Genomic DNA, 13,965 nt, shown 5'->3' with positions numbered 1-13,965 from the left:
CGGGCAGCAGCGAACACAGGAGAATCCCACCCATGACGACGAACCCGGCCGAGAGGCTCGTCGACCTGCTCGACCTGGAGCAGATCGAGGTCAACATCTTCCGCGGCCGTAGCCCGCAGGAGTCCCTGCAGCGGGTCTTCGGCGGGCAGGTGGCGGGGCAGGCGCTGGTCGCCGCCGGCCGCACCACCGAGGGCGACCGTCCCGTGCACTCGCTGCACGCGTACTTCCTGCGCCCGGGCATCCCGGGTGTGCCGATCGTCTACCAGGTCGAGCGCGTGCGCGACGGCCGGTCCTTCACCACCCGCCGGGTCACGGCCGTGCAGCAGGGCCGCACGATCTTCAATCTCACCGCCTCCTTCCACAAGCCGGAGGAGGGCAGCTTCGAGCACCAGCTGCCGCCGGCCCGCACGGTCCCGGACCCGGAGTCCCTGCCCACGGTCACGGACGAGATCCGGGAGCACCTGGGCACGCTGCCCGAGCAGCTGGAGCGGATGGCCCGGCGTCAGCCGTTCGACATCCGCTACGTGGACCGGCTGCGCTGGACCGTCGAGGAGGCCCGGGACGCCGAGCCGCGCAGCGCCGTGTGGATGCGCGCGGTCGGGCCGCTCGGCGACGACCCGCTCGTGCACACCTGCGCCCTCACCTACGCCAGCGACATGACCCTCCTGGACGCCGTCCGCATCCCGGTCGAGCCGCTGTGGGGCCCGCGCGGCTTCGACATGGCGTCGCTGGACCACGCGATGTGGTTCCACCGCCCGTTCCGCGCGGACGACTGGCTCCTCTACGACCAGGAGTCGCCGATCGCGGTCGGCGGCCGTGGCCTGGCCCGGGGGCGGATCTACGACCGTGAGGGCCGTCTGGTCGTGTCCGTCGTGCAGGAGGGGCTCTTCCGGAAGCTGGGGTGACCTGCGCTTCGCCGATCGGAACCCCGCGCGCGGGGTTCCGATCGCGCCCCTGACCGGATCCGGCGACCATGGCAGAAGCAGGCACCGCCGACGTCACACGCCCGCCGATCCGGGAGGTGGCCACGCTGCACACCGTGTTCCCCGTCGTGTTCGCGATCTGCGCCGCCTTCAGCAACGCGGTCGCGACCGTGCTGCAACGCAAGGCGGCGCTCACCGTGCCCGCCTCCCAAGGGTTGCGGGCCGGGCTGATCGTCGATCTGCTGCGCCGGCCCGTGTGGCTGGCCGGCATCCTCGCGGTGATCGGCGCCGCCGTCTGCCAGGCGCTGGCGCTGGCCACCGGGCCGCTGACGATCGTGCAGCCGCTGTTCGTGCTGGAGCTGCCGCTCACCCTCATCGTCGCTTCGCTGCTGATGCACCGGCATCTGCCGGGCAGGGGCTGGCTGGCCGTGATGGTGGTGGTGGCCGGTCTGGCGATCGCGCTCGCCGCCGCCTCCCCGGCCGGCAACCGCACCCATGTGGCGCTGGACCGCTGGATTCCCGCGCTCGCCGTGTGCGCGGGCGCGGTCGTCGCCCTCGTTCTCGCCGCCCTCCGCCGCCCGGAGGGCCGGGCCCGCGCGGCCTGTCTGGGAGCCGCGACGGCGATCAGCTACGCGGTGACCGCGGCGCTGATGAAGGCCGCCATGCACATCCTCGACGACCAGGGCCTCGTGGGCTTCCTCACCGCCTGGCAGACGTACGCCTTCGCCGCCACCGGCGTGTGCGCGCTGTTCCTGCTGGAGAACGCCATGCAGGCTGGTCCGCTGGTCGCCTCGCAGCCCGCGCTCACCCTCGGCGACGCCCTGGTGAGCTTCGCCCTCGGCGTCACCCTGTACGAGGAGACCGTCCGCTCCGGGTGGTGGCTGCTGCCCCAGCTGTTCGGCGTCGCGCTGATCGCCGCGGGGGTGCTCGCGCTGGCGCGGATCCCGTTCACGCAGTCGCTGGTGGCTCCGGACGGGGAGCGCGAGACCGCGGCACCCTGACCTCGCTGGTGACGTCCGGGCGCAGCAACGGGCCCGGCCGCCGCACGCGGCTTCGATGGCGGCTCGCTGCTGCCCGGGCCGGCCGGCCCGGCCCGAAGGTCACGCGTCCGGCTGGCACCGCGGGCACCACACCGTGCCCCGCCCGGCCATACGGGACCTGCGCAGGCCGGTGCCGCACCGCGGGCACCTCGGGTCCCGGTCGTCCCGGTGGCCGGTGAGCCAGGAGTCACGCGGCGGTACGCAGCCGGCGGTGACGGACGAGCGCAGGGTGCGGCGCATCTCGCTGTAGAGGCGACGGCGGTCCTCCCGGGTCAGGTCACGCGACCCGCGGTCGGGGCGCAGCCGGGCCCGCCACAGGATCTCGTCGGCGAGCAGATTACCGAGGCCGGCGAGAACGGACTGGTCGGTGAGGGCCGTCTTGACATGCCCCCGGCGCGATGAGAGCACCTCCTCGAACTCGGCACGGTCCACCGCCAGCGCATCGGGCCCCTGCCGCCGCAGCAGCCGCTCGACGTCGGACTCGTCGTGGGCCAGCCAGAGCCCTTGCAGTTTGCGCTGGTCACGGAAGCGGAGCTGACGGCCGCCGCCCAGGGTGAACAGGACGCGGTCATGCGCCTCGACGGAATCATCGGCATGCCCGCAGACCAGTCGGCCGGTCATACCGAAGTGCAGTACGAGGGTGGGGCCGCCGGTGCGGGCGAGCAGCCACTTGCCGTGCCGCTCCGGCGTGCCGAACCGCCGCCCCTCCAGCGCGTCCCGCAGCCGGCGGGCGTCGACCCCGTGCAGGACGCCCGCGTCCCGCACGTCGACGCGCCGGATGACGCGTCCCTTCGCGCAGTCCTCGAGCACCTGCCGGAAGCCCTCGACGTCGGGGAGCTCGGGCACGACCGGCGCGTCAGGTTTCCTGGAGGACGGACAGCACGTTGCCCGCCGGGTCGGTGAACCAGGCGATCAGCGGGCCGCCGCCGCGGAAGATGCCCTTGTCGTCCGTCTTGAGGTGGTCGTAGCGCTCGAATCGCACTCCTCTCCTGCTCAGCTCGTCGACCGCGGCCTCGATGTCGTCGACCGGGAAATTGAGGATGGTGAACGACGCCGGGGTGTGGTCCGGCTTGGGGTAGACCAGGGTGTCCCGGTCTCCCGCGATGTGCAGGAACAGCATCCCGTTCTCCTCCGACACCCGGAGCCCGAGCGTGTCGGCGTAGAACGCCCTGGCCGCGTCGATGTCGTTCACCGAGAACCCGCTGAACGCCTTCGTCGTACCGAACATGATCGCCTCCCGGATTCAGTCTCCTCAGGGTCCGACCGGGGCGCATCCGGAAACTCATCGGTCAGCGGGCCGACCGGCCGTGACGCGGGTCCGCCGGGGTCACCCGGCCGGGCGCCGGCCTCTGCGGCGGAACCAGCCCAGCAGGCCCTCGGGAGGGGTGGGGTCCAGGGGCGCGGGTCGCTCCGCCGCCGGAGCGGGGGGTGGCGCGAGTGGATCCGGCCCGGTCGGCGGCGCCGGGGACAGCGCGGCCGCCACGGGGTGATGCCGTCGGGCGGTCTCCACCGTGTGGGCCAGGTCCGCGCGGAACCAGGCCACTTCGTCCGGCTCGCTCGCCGTCATCAGCGTCTCGGCCAGCTCGGCGGTGGGTGAACCGGGGGCGCCGTGCACCGGAAGCCCGGGGCGGCAGCGGGCCAGGCGGGCACGCTCTTGGGGATCCCGGACGACGTCCGCCACGTCGGCCGGGTCGAGGAGGCAGGCGACCGCTGCCGCGCGCGCCCAGGGGTCGGCCCCCGCCTGCCGCGTCAGGAATCCGACGTGACGCCCCCGCCAGTTGCGGGGCCGCCGGTCCATCCCGGCCTTCAGTCCTTCCCGGATCTCGGCGGGCGTGCGGCGGTCGGCCAGCAGCCGGGCATTACTCCCCTCGGCCGCGAACTGCCGTAGCTCCTCGGCCAGATACAGCCAGACGACGGTCCGATAGCGGTTCACGTAGAACTTCACCGGGAGCAGCAGGCCGTAGCGCGCCAGGCTCGTGAACCTGGTGGGCGCCACCTCCATGAGCTTGGCGCCCTCTGTGGTGCCGACCGTCGCGACGCGCTCGCGCAGGGCGTCCGGGAAGCCGTGCCCGGAGCGCAGCCGGTCGATCTCGGCCCGGGACACGCGCCCGCCTCCGCCTCCTTCGTCGGGAACGGTCCGGATGAGCCCCAGGTTCACGGCGAGGTGGAACTCGCCCCGCTCGAGCTCCAGTTCGCGGGCGGCCCGGCTCGGGGCGCAGGTGAGGCGGTCGGATGTCGTGCCGGTGCGTGACATGGTCGGTCTCCCCCGTGGAGTCAGCGGCTCACGCCGTGTGCGGTCGCCGTGAAAAAACCGTAGCCGCTGCGGCGGATCTCGTGGCGAGCCTGTGGATAACTCCGCGGGGGTGACGAACGTGCAGGTCAGAGGTCTGTGATCGGTTTGGGTTCGGGCTGGCGCGCATCCACGTCGAGGTGCTCGCCGACCCGGTTGACCAGCAGTGTCATCTCGTAGGCGATCTGGCCGATGTCGGCCTCCGCGCCACTGAGGACACACAGACAGCTGCCCGTTCCGGCCGCGGTGACGAACAGCACCGCGTCGTCGAACTCGATCATCGTCTGGCGTACGCTGCCCGCGCCGAAGTGCCGTCCGGAGCCCTTGGCCAGACTGTGCAGCCCGGACGACACGGCCGCGAGGTGCTCCGCGTCCTCGCGGCGCAGTCCGGTGCTCGCGCCGGTCACCAGGCCGTCGTTGGACAGGACCAGTGCGTGCCGCACTTCGTGGACGCGCTCGGTCAGGTCGTCCAGCAGCCAGTCGAGTCCCTGGTTCTGCGCCATCTTCCGTTCTCCCCGTTTTCTCCCCGTGCGATTCCCCTCCTGGCCGGAGGATCTCCATGTCAGCCTTCCCCACGACCGCGGTCGGGGCAAGGAGGATGGGAGCCATGGCAGAGAAGATGACCGACGCGCAATGGCGGGAGTTCGTCTCGCACGGCACCCGCACCGCAAAGCTCTCCACCGTCCGGGCCGACGGCAGCCCGCACGTGGCTCCGATCTGGTTCCTGCTGGACGGGGACGAGGTGGTGTTCAACACCGGCCAGGACAGCGTGAAGGGGCGCAACATCCTCCGGGACGGCCGGATCGCCCTGTGCGTGGACGACGACCGGCCGCCGTACTCCTTCGTGGTGCTGCGGGGCCGCGCCCGTGTCTCGGAGGACCTCGACGAGGTACGGCACTGGGCCACCCGGATCGGGGCCCGGTACATGGGCGAGGAGCGCGCCGAGGAGTTCGGTGCGCGCAACGGCGTCCCCGGCGAACTCCTCGTCCGCGTCACCGTCGACAGGGTGCTGGCGGAGCGGGACGTCGCGAACTGACCGGGCGGGAGCGGCCGGTCTCCGGTCAGCCGACCGAGTCGAGCAGCCGGGCGGTGTGCATCCGTCCGGCGTACTCGACGAGCCTGATCAGCACCTCCTTGCCCGAGTCGCGGTCACGGGCGTCGCACAGCACCACGGGCGTGCCCCTGTCGAGGTCGAGGGCGCGCGAGACGTCCGGGGCGCCGTGCCGCCGGGCGTCCGCGAAGCAGTTGACGGCCACGACGAACGGGATGCGCCGGTGCTCGAAGTAGTCGACCGCGGGGAAGCAGTCCTCCAGGCGACGGGTGTCGGCGAGGACGACCGCGCCGAGCGCCCCCTGCGACAACTCGTCCCACAGGAACCAGAACCGGTCCTGGCCCGGCGTGCCGAACAGGTACAGGGACAGGCCGGACCGGATGGTGATGCGTCCGAAGTCCATGGCGACGGTCGTGGTGGTCTTGTGGTCCACGCCGCCGGTGTCGTCCACCGACTGGCCTGCTTCGCTCAGGAGTTCCTCGGTGCGCAGCGGCCGGATCTCGCTGACGGCGCCCACCAGGGTGGTCTTGCCCACGCCGAATCCGCCGGCGACCAGAATCTTCAGCGCCAGTGCGGCGGTGTCGCCGTCCGGGGCGTCGGAGTGCTCGGAGACCATTGATCACTTCTCTCAGGAGTGCGGGGTGTCGTGGGTGCGTGGGGGTTCAGTCGGTGCGTGGGGGGCTACAGCGCTCTCAGGCCTTCGATCACCTCGCGCAGGATGCGTTCGTCGGGCAGCTGGGCCGGTGGTACGGGGCGGCTGACGGTGACGCAGCCGAGTTCCAGGAGGTCGCCGAGGAGGACCCTGACCACGCCGACGGGCAGGTCCGCGCCGGCGGCGAGTTCGGCGACCGACTGGGTCTCCGGGCGGCACAGATCGAGGAGGTTGCGGTGTTCCGGGCCCAGCGGGGCGTCGTCCACGCCGGGTGCGCCCGGGTCCAGCGTGACCAGGGCGATCAGGTCGAACCGGACGCCGGTGGGGCCGGGCCGGGTGCGTCCGCCCGTCATGGCGTAGGGGCGGACGAGCGGGCCGGCCTCGGTGTCGTACCAGTGGCTGCCCAGCTCGTGCGGGGTGCCCGTGATGTCCTCGGTCATCTGCGCGGACCGTTCTCGCGGTTCATCCGGCGGCGGGTGGCCGCGCGGCCATCCGGGGCGCCGTGCCGAGGTGCTCGCCGACGCGTTTGACCAGGCGTGCCATCTCGTAGGCCACGAGGCCGATGTCGGCGGTGGCGGCGGTGAGGAGGGCGAGGCAGGAGCCGTCGCCCGCGGCCGTCACGAACAGGAAGCCCTCGTCCATCTCCACCATGGTCTGGCGGACCCCGCCGGCGCCGAAGTGCCGTCCCGCGCCCTTGGCGAGGCTGTTGAAGCCCGAGGCGACCGCGGCGAGGTGCTCGGCGTCCTCGCGGCGCAGGCCGGTGGAGGCGCCCACGGCGAGGCCGTCGTTGGACAGCACCACGGCGTGCCGGATGTCGCCCGCGCGGAGCACGAGATCGTCCAGCAGCCAGTCGAGTTCGCCGGAGCGCCGGGCGGACTGTGTGCTCGGGTCCTGGATCATGCGGGGTCTCCTTCACTGCTGTCGCTGCCCGTCGCGGGGCCGTGGGTGGTGCCGCGGCCGGGTTGCCTGCCGCCGCCGCGCGCCCAGCCGTCGCGGTAGGCGGCCATGCGGTCCCGCACGAGTTCGGGGGTGCGCTCGTCGTCCCGGGGGTCGGGCGCCGCCGGCTGCTCCTCGGGCCGCTTGTCGCGCAGTTGGGGAGCCAGGCTGGCCTGCCGTACGCGGCGCGGGAGGTCGTCGGAGTCTTCGGGCTGCTGCGGTGGGCGGTGCAGTCGCAAGGTGGCGACTCCTGGGGGTGGGGTCTGGCTCGGGGTCTCCTGGTGACGCGGGCTGTCCGCGTGACGCGAGATCTTGGCGTGAGGCAGGGTCTCGGTCTCCGCGGCGGCCGGTACGGGAGCCACGAGGGCGCGCCGGTCGGTCCGGGCGGGGACGGCGTCCTGGAGAAGGGTGTCGTCGGGCACGCGCGCGTAGGCGCGTTCCTCGGGCCGGCGCGCGGGTTCCGCCACTTCGGGGGATCGTTCCGCCGCCCCTGTGTGGAGCAGGGCGGTGGGGATCAGGACGACCGCGGTGGTGCCGCCGTACGGTGAGGTCCTCAGGTGGACCTTGACATCGTGCCGGGCGGCGAGCCTGCTGACCACGAACAGGCCGAGCCGGTCGCTGTCGAAGAGGTCGAGCGCCTCGGACTGGTCGATGCGGCGGTTGGCTTCGGAGAGGGTCTCCTTGCCCATGCCGAGGCCGCGGTCCTCGACCTCGACGGCGTAGCCGTTGCCGACGGGTTCGCCGGTGACCCGCACGCGCGTGTGGGGCGGGGAGAACTGGGCGGCGTTCTCGATGATCTCGGCCAGCAGGTGCGTGAGGTCGGCGACGGCCGCGCCGACGACGGCGGCCTCGGGGAGTTGCCGTACCTCCACGCGCGCGTAGTCCTCCACTTCGGAGACGGCCGCACGGACCACGTTCGTCAGGGAGACCGGCATGCGCCAGGCCCGGCCGGGAGCGGCTCCGGAGAGGATGATCAGGCTCTCCGCGTGGCGCCGCATGCGGGTGGTGAGGTGGTCGAGGCGGAAGAGGTCGCTCAGCTCGTTCGGGTCGTCGGAGCGGCGTTCCATGCTGTCGAGGAGGGCCAGCTGCCGGTGGACGAGGATCTGGCTGCGGCGGGCGAGGTTGACGAAGACACCGGAGATGCCGCTGGCGAGTTCGGCGCGTTCCACGGCGGCCCGCAGCGCGGCGCGGTGCACGGTGGTGAGGGCCTCGGCGACCTGCCCGGTCTCGTCCTCCGCGGACGCTCCCGGCGGGGCCTCGGCACTGATGTCGATCTCCTCGCCCGCGCGCAGTTTCCGCATGGCGTCGGGGAGTTTGCGCCGGGCGATCTCCAGGGCGCTGTTGCGCAGGCTGACCAGTTCCACCACGAGTCCGCGTCCGATGCGCACGGAGATGACGAGTGAGGCGGCGACGGCGGCGAGGCCGAGCAGGACGGCGGCGCCGGCCGGGGTGAGCAGTCCTCGGGTGAACGGGTCGGCCCGCTCCGCGACCCCGCGTGCCGCGTCGTCCTCGATGGTGCGCATGCCGTTCTGCACGCGCGTGTGTGCCGTGGTCCAGGTCCTGTCGGGCGCCGCTTCGACCGCCTTCGCGCCCGGCCCGCCGGCGAGAACGCGGTCCTCGACGTCACCCAGGGCGGTGTAGGCGCTGTCGGCGGCGAGGGTGTCCCATGCGGAGCGCTCGGTGCCGCTCAGGTCCGCGACGGCCGACTCGGTGAGCGTCCGGCGCCGGTCGACGGCGCCGGTGAAGAGCCGGAACCGCTCCCCGGTCAGGGTGCCGTCCAGACGGGCACTCGCGAGCACCGCGTTCTCCTGGGCCAGTGCCTCGCCCGCGCGGGCGAATTCGAGCAGCACGCGCGCGTCGGAGCCGAGGTCGGCGTCCCGGATGCCGGTGAGGGCACCTCCGACGCCGAAGGCGGCCGAGATGGTCCCGGTGTAGCGGTCGTACGTCTCGGCCCAGCCCACGCGGCGGTCCCGCACCGCCGTGCGCAGTGGCCGCAGTTGCTCGGCACCGGAGACGAACGCCTTCAGCCGCTGGGCGACTCCGGCGGGCAGTTCCCCGCTGTCGGCGACGGTGGTGTCCTTGCCGAGCCGCAGTCGGGCGACGGCCCGGTCGGTGCGCCGGGCGAGCTCGTCCAGTTCGTCGGTGCGGACGGCGGACGGGTCGGTGGCGTGGCGTACCGCGGCCTCGCGTTCGGCCTGGAGGGCGGCGACGGCGGTGGAGACGGGGGCTCGGACCGTGGCGTCCACGCGCTGGACCTGCCGCAGCCGGGAGATGTCCTGGGCGGTGGTGACGGTGGCGTAGGCCCACAGGGCCAGGAGGGAGACGACCGGCACCATCAGCAGGCAGACGATCTTGGCGCGTACGGTGCGGGGGCGTATGTGCCAGCGCTCCGCGCGCGTGGGCGCCCCGTCGGGCGCGGTGTCCGAGGGCGTGTCGGGGCCCTCGTCGGCCGGTGGTCCGGCGTGCGCACGGCGACCGCGCACGGGTGGCGGCGTCTCGGCGCCGGCTGTGGGTGGCCTACGGGGTGTTCGCATGGACTCCTCGCTCGGGAGTGGGTCGGGGGCGTGCGGGCCGGCGTCCTGGCTGGGGCGGCGCACCGTCGTCCGAGAGCGCCGTGAGGCTCAGAGCGCCGTGTCGGGCCCGGAGCACACGGTGTGGCTCAGAGCGCGGTCGGACTGGGAGCGCACCGGCCGGGAGAGGGCGGGCCGTTCAGGGCTTCGGGTGCGCCGCCCGGGCCGCCGGGCCAAGGCCCCTCCTGACCGCGGGCTCTCCCGACCGCCGGGCGCGCTGTCCCCGAGGCCCGCGCCCTGCACCGCCCGGGCCGCTCGGCCGAGGCCGGCGGGGCGCCTGCGCGGCTAGGGGGCGACGCTGTGCACCGGCGCCTGGGCCGAGGCGGACGCCGCACGCTCCCCCGCCGTCGGCGACAGCGCGACGAAGGCCGAGGTCAGGAAGAGATAGGAGCCGAGGCCGACGGCGAGGGGGAAGATGAACTGCATCGCCGCGGCCCCGGGCAGGGCCTCCCCGGAGGGCGTCACGCGCACGGCCACCGCGAACATCCCGGTGTAGTGCATGCTGCTGACGGCCGCACCCATGATCAGGGACGCGATGGTGACCGCCACGGGCGACTTGATGTTGAGGGCCGCCCACAGGGCCGCCGTCGCGGCGACGACGGCGATCAGGACGGACAGAGCGACGAGCAGCGGGTCGTAGGTCACGTCGCCGTGCAGCCGGACGGCCGCCATGCCCAGGTAGTGCATGCTCGCGACGCCGAGGCCGGTGGTGAGGCCGCCGACGAGCAGGGCCCGGCCGCGGTCCCTGCTGTAGCCGACGGCGAAGACGCCGGCGCAGACGACGACCATGGCGACGAGCAGGCTCAGCAGGGTGAGCGGCACGTCGTAGCGGATGTCGGTACCGGCGACGGCGAACCCGAGCATGGCCACGAAGTGCATGGTCCAGATGCCGGTGCCGATCGCCGAAGCGGCGGTGACGAGCCAGTTGCGGCGCGAGCGCCCGGTGGTGGCGAGCGCGCGGACGGTGCAGCGCAGACCGAGCGCGGCGCCTATGCAGGCCATCACGTACGACAGTGCGGGGGTCAGCCACCCCAGGGCTGCGTGGTCCAGGTGTCCCATGGCCCCGGGACGCTAGACCCGGCAGAGGCGCGCAACGGGGGCGCATTTCGAAAGGTGATGGAATATGACCCAAGGATGTACCGGAACGATCGGGTCACGCTCGAACGTGTGCACAGAGGCATCCATCCGTGCCGGTGAGGAATCATGCGGTACATGAGCGACGAGCAGACGCGTGTCCAGGAGTTCTTCACCGCCCGCGCCGCCGACTGGGACAGCCGGTTCCCCGACGACGGTCCGGCCTACGCGGCCGCGATCGCCGAGCTCGGCCTGCGGGCGGGCGACCGGGTGCTCGACGCGGGGTGCGGCACCGGACGCGCCCTGCCGCCGCTGCGAGCCGCCGTGGGGGCCTCGGGGGTGGTCCTCGGGGCCGACCTGACGCCGGCCATGCTGCGGGAGGCCGTACGGGCCGGGCGGGACCGTGACGGGCAGTTGCTGCTCACGGACGTCGCCGCGCTGCCCCTGCGCTCGCGGTCGCTGGACGCCGTGTTCGGGGCGGGCCTCATCTCACACCTCGGGAGCCCGGCCGAGGACCTGCGGGAGCTGGCGCGCGTGGTGCGTCCCGGTGGGGTGCTGGCCCTGTTCCACCCGATCGGCAGGGCTGCTCTCGCGGCACGCCACGGGCGCCCGCTCACCCCGGACGACCTGCGCGCCGAGCCCAACCTCCGTCCGCTGCTGGCCGGTTCGGGATGGCGCCTTGTGTCGTACGTCGACGAGGACTCCCGTTTCCTCGCGCTCGCCGTGCGCGAGGACTGAGCCGCCTCGTCACCCGGCCTCGGCGTCCGGCGCCGCGTGCCGGACGGGGCAGCCCCGCAGGCCCGGGACCGGGCGGGTGCCCAGGTCGGCGACCCGGTAGCCGTACGGGTAGCCCTTGATCTCCCGGTTCTGGCGGGCGAAGTGCGGGGCGCGCCGGGGCGGCAGCAGGCGGACGGCACGGCCCCGGAGCCGGACGGCACGACGCACCCAGGCGCGCGTGGCGGCACTCGGAGGGGTGTAGCGGAAGGCGCGCAGCAGCGAGTCGTCGAGCAGCGCGAGGGTCGTGGTGCGCAGCACGGGTGCGAGCGGGCCGGGGTACCAGGAGGCCATCAGGTCGAGGGTGGCGTCCGAGACGCGCCGGGCATCCTCGTCCCAGGCGAAGTGGGCGGCCTCGTAGGTGTCGAGGCAGGTCTCGAACTCCTCGTAGGTCTCGGGGATGTCCTTGATGCCCATGTGCCGGCCCAGTGTGCGGTAGTGGACGACGCTGGCGACGGTCTCATGGCGCGACATCCTGCGCCAGCCGTAGGCGTCGATCCACCGTTTGGGCATCACGACGAACGTGCAGAGCACGTAGCGCATGTCGTCGTCGCTGATGTCGTAGCTGCGGTGCATCTGGTTGATGCGGCGGATCGCGGTCCTGCCCTGGTCACTGCCGAAGCCGTGCTCGACGATGGTGTCCAGGAGCAGCGAGGTGTCGTCGTAGCGCTTCTGCGTCCGGTCCGTGAGCTCCGCCGTGCGCGCGAGCAGCCGACCGATGCCGGGAACGGCGTAGGTGCGGTACAGAGCCAGCTCCAGGGCGCGTGTGAAGTCCCAGGGGTACTCGTACGCCACGCTGAGCCGGTAGATCTCCGTAGCCTCCTCGTACGGGTCCATCCGCCGGATCTGTTCGAGCCGCGAGAAGCGCTTCACCATGTCGTCCCCCTTCTGCCACAGACTCTGCAACTTTACGTTGGTGACCGGGAGATGAACGATGAGGCACGACAGGCACGCAGGGGGAAGGTGGTCAGCATGTGGGGCAGGTTCCGCAAAGCCGGGGGAAGGGTCGCCGATGTCTTGCGCACGGAGCCGAGGGCCGAGGGGGACAAGCGTCCGCACAATCTTTTCGAGGCCGCGGCGAGCTATGTCACGGCCTGCGCGGAGGACGACCAGGAACGGGCCGACGAGGCGGCCGGCTGGGTGTCCCCTGAGGCGCTGTCGTTCGGCGTGAACGAGCTGGCCTGCCGGGCAGTGATCGCGCTCGCCCGGGAACGCGGCGAGTCGCCGGAGACCGTGGCCCGCGACCTGCTGGGGCTGCCGGCGGCATGATGCGCACGGGCCGGACGGCCGATTCGCCCCGTCCGCCGGAAAACTGCAGCTCCGCGTGCGCCTGCGAGGCCGTGACAAGGGGCTTCCCGGCGCACTAGGGTGCGCGCCGGTGGACGAAGCGATGGGGAGGCTGGGATGGCCGGGACGGACGAGGAAGCCGTCGCCGCCGAGGACGATGCGCTCTATGTGCTCACGGCGGTGCTGCTGACGCCGGCGAAGTTCCCGAGTGTGCTGGGCGACGACTACCCCGAGGCATGCGCGGCGCTCGGTCTCGCGCCGCTCGCCGACGGGTACGGGCTGGTGCTCGGCCAGGACGGTGAGGGCGCCCGGTGGACGGTGGCCATCGACGACGTCTCCCTGGTGGCCGTCGCGATCGCGTCCTGGGACTGCGGCATGGAGTACGAGCTGTCGCCCGACGAGCGCACGGTCGTCGCGGCCATGCCCGGCTGGCCCCTCGCGGTCGCCGTGGCGGCCCCCGGGGTGCCCGCGCCGCACGATCCCGGCCCGGAGGCCGACGACCGGCCCCCTCTGACTCCGCCGGACACCACCGTCTGGGGCCCGGCCCAGCGGCGCCTGGGCGCGGACGAGATCGCGCAGCAGTGGGCGACGTGGCGGGAGCAGATCGACGACGCGGAGTTCCCGGCGGCGGGGTCCTCGGGGACACCGGATGAGGGGGGCGGGGCGGACGTCGGTCCGGACGGCCGCGGGGAGAACGGGCAGAAGGGTGGCCACAGCGGCATCCGGCGCGTCCTCGCGGAGGCCCGCACCTACATCGACTCGCCGCCGCCGCTGGGCCGGGTCCGGTCGTCCTTCGCACCGGGTGACGCCAGGACCCTGCGCGCCGACGGTCCGGGCTGGTCGCTCGTCGCCAGGACCGACGACATCGCCTTCGTGCTGCTCGACGAGGAACCCGGCGAGGTCTTGCCGGTGGGGCGGGGGCCGGAACTGCCGGGTCTCCTCGAGGCGCTGGACAAGATCGCCGTACGGCCGAACTGAGCCGGTCCGGCCGAACTGAGCCGGTGCGACCGAGCCGAGCCGGTGCGCCCGGGCCGCACCGGGTCAGCGCCTCAGCGGCCGAGCTCCTTGCGGCCGGCGCGGCGCAGCCTGCGACGCTGCGATGGGTCCAATGTGAGGTACGCGGCGGCCGGGACTCCCAGGATGATCAGGAGCGCTGCCCACCAGGGCAGCCAGATCAGCAGGATGAGCCCGACCGCCACACCGCCTGCGGCGATCTTGGCGTTCTTCGACATGACTGTCGCCTCCTTCGCGGCCACTGCCGCTCTCTGTCTCGAAAACGGACCCGCGTTCACGGCGGTTCCGGACCGCGACCCTGAGACATCCCTGAGGTGTGACCCCGACGCACCCCTGAGACCTCCATGGTGACCC

17 protein-coding genes are annotated in these 13,965 nt (G+C 73.1%); 6 read left to right on the top strand and 11 right to left on the bottom strand.

Going from position 1 to position 13,965, the window contains the following annotated elements; translation table 11 throughout:
- Positions 1-32 precede the first annotated feature (32 nt).
- Together G3I77_RS36250 and G3I77_RS36245 are read left to right on the top strand one after the other, a co-directional pair.
- The gene (locus G3I77_RS36250) at positions 33-905 is read left to right on the top strand and encodes an acyl-CoA thioesterase II (RefSeq protein WP_248510808.1); all 873 of its coding nucleotides are present in this window, start codon (positions 33-35) and stop codon (positions 903-905) included.
- A gap of 68 nt (positions 906-973) precedes the next feature.
- Entirely contained in the window at positions 974-1,924 is a 951-nt protein-coding gene (locus G3I77_RS36245) for a DMT family transporter (RefSeq protein WP_248510807.1), read from the top strand.
- A gap of 99 nt (positions 1,925-2,023) precedes the next feature.
- Here the strand turns inward: G3I77_RS36245 and G3I77_RS36240 are convergent, their stop codons facing one another.
- The 4 genes from G3I77_RS36240 to G3I77_RS36225 all read right to left on the bottom strand — a co-directional run bounded on the left by G3I77_RS36240 (position 2,024) and on the right by G3I77_RS36225 (position 4,756).
- Positions 2,024-2,809, bottom strand: coding sequence for a DNA-formamidopyrimidine glycosylase family protein (locus G3I77_RS36240; RefSeq protein WP_248510806.1), 786 nt, complete (start codon positions 2,807-2,809; stop codon positions 2,024-2,026).
- Between the two features lie 10 nt (positions 2,810-2,819).
- Complete coding sequence (locus G3I77_RS36235; protein ID WP_248510805.1) at positions 2,820-3,191, bottom strand: VOC family protein; 372 nt, start codon at positions 3,189-3,191, stop codon at positions 2,820-2,822.
- A 99-nt stretch (positions 3,192-3,290) separates the two neighbouring features.
- Positions 3,291-4,217, bottom strand: coding sequence for a DUF6397 family protein (locus G3I77_RS36230; RefSeq protein WP_248510804.1), 927 nt, complete (start codon positions 4,215-4,217; stop codon positions 3,291-3,293).
- Between the two features lie 125 nt (positions 4,218-4,342).
- Positions 4,343-4,756 (bottom strand): roadblock/LC7 domain-containing protein, encoded by a 414-nt coding sequence (locus G3I77_RS36225; protein WP_031107031.1) that lies wholly within the window; start codon positions 4,754-4,756, stop codon positions 4,343-4,345.
- 104 nt (positions 4,757-4,860) lie between these two features.
- Between G3I77_RS36225 and G3I77_RS36220 the strand changes: the two genes are divergently transcribed.
- A complete protein-coding gene (locus G3I77_RS36220) occupies positions 4,861-5,289 on the top strand; it encodes a PPOX class F420-dependent oxidoreductase (protein ID WP_248510803.1) in 429 nt (142 codons plus the stop codon).
- A gap of 25 nt (positions 5,290-5,314) precedes the next feature.
- On the opposite strand, the gene G3I77_RS36215 is transcribed toward G3I77_RS36220, so the two are convergent.
- From G3I77_RS36215 to G3I77_RS36195, 5 genes are all read right to left on the bottom strand, one after another.
- A complete protein-coding gene (locus G3I77_RS36215; RefSeq protein ID WP_248510802.1) occupies positions 5,315-5,920 on the bottom strand; it encodes an ATP/GTP-binding protein in 606 nt (201 codons plus the stop codon).
- Between the two features lie 65 nt (positions 5,921-5,985).
- Complete coding sequence (locus G3I77_RS36210; protein ID WP_248510801.1) at positions 5,986-6,396, bottom strand: DUF742 domain-containing protein; 411 nt, start codon at positions 6,394-6,396, stop codon at positions 5,986-5,988.
- 22 nt (positions 6,397-6,418) lie between these two features.
- On the bottom strand, positions 6,419-6,856 hold the full coding sequence (locus tag G3I77_RS36205) for a roadblock/LC7 domain-containing protein (protein WP_248510799.1): 438 nt from the start codon (positions 6,854-6,856) through the stop codon (positions 6,419-6,421).
- Positions 6,853-9,426 (bottom strand): nitrate- and nitrite sensing domain-containing protein, encoded by a 2,574-nt coding sequence (locus G3I77_RS36200; protein WP_248510797.1) that lies wholly within the window; start codon positions 9,424-9,426, stop codon positions 6,853-6,855. Before G3I77_RS36200 ends, G3I77_RS36205 begins: the two co-directional genes overlap by 4 nt.
- Before the next feature lie 321 nt (positions 9,427-9,747).
- Positions 9,748-10,521, bottom strand: coding sequence for an MHYT domain-containing protein (locus tag G3I77_RS36195; protein ID WP_248510796.1), 774 nt, complete (start codon positions 10,519-10,521; stop codon positions 9,748-9,750).
- A 153-nt stretch (positions 10,522-10,674) separates the two neighbouring features.
- Between G3I77_RS36195 and G3I77_RS36190 the strand changes: the two genes are divergently transcribed.
- Positions 10,675-11,274 carry a class I SAM-dependent methyltransferase gene (locus G3I77_RS36190; RefSeq protein ID WP_248510794.1) on the top strand — a complete coding sequence of 200 codons (600 nt, stop codon included), beginning with the start codon at positions 10,675-10,677 and terminating at the stop codon, positions 11,272-11,274.
- Positions 11,275-11,283: 9 nt separating this feature from the next.
- On the opposite strand, the gene G3I77_RS36185 is transcribed toward G3I77_RS36190, so the two are convergent.
- Positions 11,284-12,186: an oxygenase MpaB family protein gene (locus tag G3I77_RS36185; protein ID WP_248510792.1), complete on the bottom strand. Its 903-nt coding sequence runs from the start codon at positions 12,184-12,186 to the stop codon at positions 11,284-11,286.
- Positions 12,187-12,282: 96 nt separating this feature from the next.
- Between G3I77_RS36185 and G3I77_RS36180 the strand changes: the two genes are divergently transcribed.
- Positions 12,283-12,579: a hypothetical protein gene (locus tag G3I77_RS36180; RefSeq protein WP_248510790.1), complete on the top strand. Its 297-nt coding sequence runs from the start codon at positions 12,283-12,285 to the stop codon at positions 12,577-12,579.
- A 135-nt stretch (positions 12,580-12,714) separates the two neighbouring features.
- Positions 12,715-13,575, top strand: coding sequence for a hypothetical protein (locus tag G3I77_RS36175; RefSeq protein WP_248510788.1), 861 nt, complete (start codon positions 12,715-12,717; stop codon positions 13,573-13,575).
- A 71-nt stretch (positions 13,576-13,646) separates the two neighbouring features.
- Here G3I77_RS36175 and G3I77_RS36170 read toward each other — a convergent pair whose 3' ends face one another.
- Positions 13,647-13,829, bottom strand: a complete 183-nt coding sequence (locus tag G3I77_RS36170) for a hypothetical protein (protein ID WP_248510786.1) — start codon at positions 13,827-13,829, stop codon at positions 13,647-13,649.
- Positions 13,830-13,965 lie beyond the last annotated feature (136 nt).

This window comes from Streptomyces sp. D2-8 (genome assembly GCF_023184515.1).
GTDB lineage: Bacteria > Actinomycetota > Actinomycetes > Streptomycetales > Streptomycetaceae > Streptomyces.
The sequence above is the reverse complement of the archived record's forward strand: the minus strand, read 5'-3'. Positions and strand labels throughout refer to the sequence as shown.

Excerpts from the sequence above, each read along its gene's own strand:
- G3I77_RS36175 (WP_248510788.1), top strand. The coding sequence starts at position 12,715 with ATGGCCGGGACGGACGAGGAAGCCGTCGCCGCCGAGGACGATGCGCTC.
- G3I77_RS36250 (WP_248510808.1), top strand. The coding sequence starts at position 33 with ATGACGACGAACCCGGCCGAGAGGCTCGTCGACCTGCTCGACCTGGAG.
- G3I77_RS36205 (WP_248510799.1), bottom strand. The coding sequence starts at position 6,856 with ATGATCCAGGACCCGAGCACACAGTCCGCCCGGCGCTCCGGCGAACTC.
- G3I77_RS36195 (WP_248510796.1), bottom strand. The coding sequence starts at position 10,521 with ATGGGACACCTGGACCACGCAGCCCTGGGGTGGCTGACCCCCGCACTG.
- G3I77_RS36230 (WP_248510804.1), bottom strand. The coding sequence starts at position 4,217 with ATGTCACGCACCGGCACGACATCCGACCGCCTCACCTGCGCCCCGAGC.
- G3I77_RS36170 (WP_248510786.1), bottom strand. The coding sequence starts at position 13,829 with ATGTCGAAGAACGCCAAGATCGCCGCAGGCGGTGTGGCGGTCGGGCTC.
- G3I77_RS36185 (WP_248510792.1), bottom strand. The coding sequence starts at position 12,186 with ATGGTGAAGCGCTTCTCGCGGCTCGAACAGATCCGGCGGATGGACCCG.
- G3I77_RS36215 (WP_248510802.1), bottom strand. The coding sequence starts at position 5,920 with ATGGTCTCCGAGCACTCCGACGCCCCGGACGGCGACACCGCCGCACTG.
- G3I77_RS36220 (WP_248510803.1), top strand. The coding sequence starts at position 4,861 with ATGGCAGAGAAGATGACCGACGCGCAATGGCGGGAGTTCGTCTCGCAC.
- G3I77_RS36180 (WP_248510790.1), top strand. The coding sequence starts at position 12,283 with ATGTGGGGCAGGTTCCGCAAAGCCGGGGGAAGGGTCGCCGATGTCTTG.
- G3I77_RS36225 (WP_031107031.1), bottom strand. The coding sequence starts at position 4,756 with ATGGCGCAGAACCAGGGACTCGACTGGCTGCTGGACGACCTGACCGAG.
- G3I77_RS36200 (WP_248510797.1), bottom strand. The coding sequence starts at position 9,426 with ATGCGAACACCCCGTAGGCCACCCACAGCCGGCGCCGAGACGCCGCCA.
- G3I77_RS36190 (WP_248510794.1), top strand. The coding sequence starts at position 10,675 with ATGAGCGACGAGCAGACGCGTGTCCAGGAGTTCTTCACCGCCCGCGCC.
- G3I77_RS36235 (WP_248510805.1), bottom strand. The coding sequence starts at position 3,191 with ATGTTCGGTACGACGAAGGCGTTCAGCGGGTTCTCGGTGAACGACATC.
- G3I77_RS36245 (WP_248510807.1), top strand. The coding sequence starts at position 974 with ATGGCAGAAGCAGGCACCGCCGACGTCACACGCCCGCCGATCCGGGAG.
- G3I77_RS36210 (WP_248510801.1), bottom strand. The coding sequence starts at position 6,396 with ATGACCGAGGACATCACGGGCACCCCGCACGAGCTGGGCAGCCACTGG.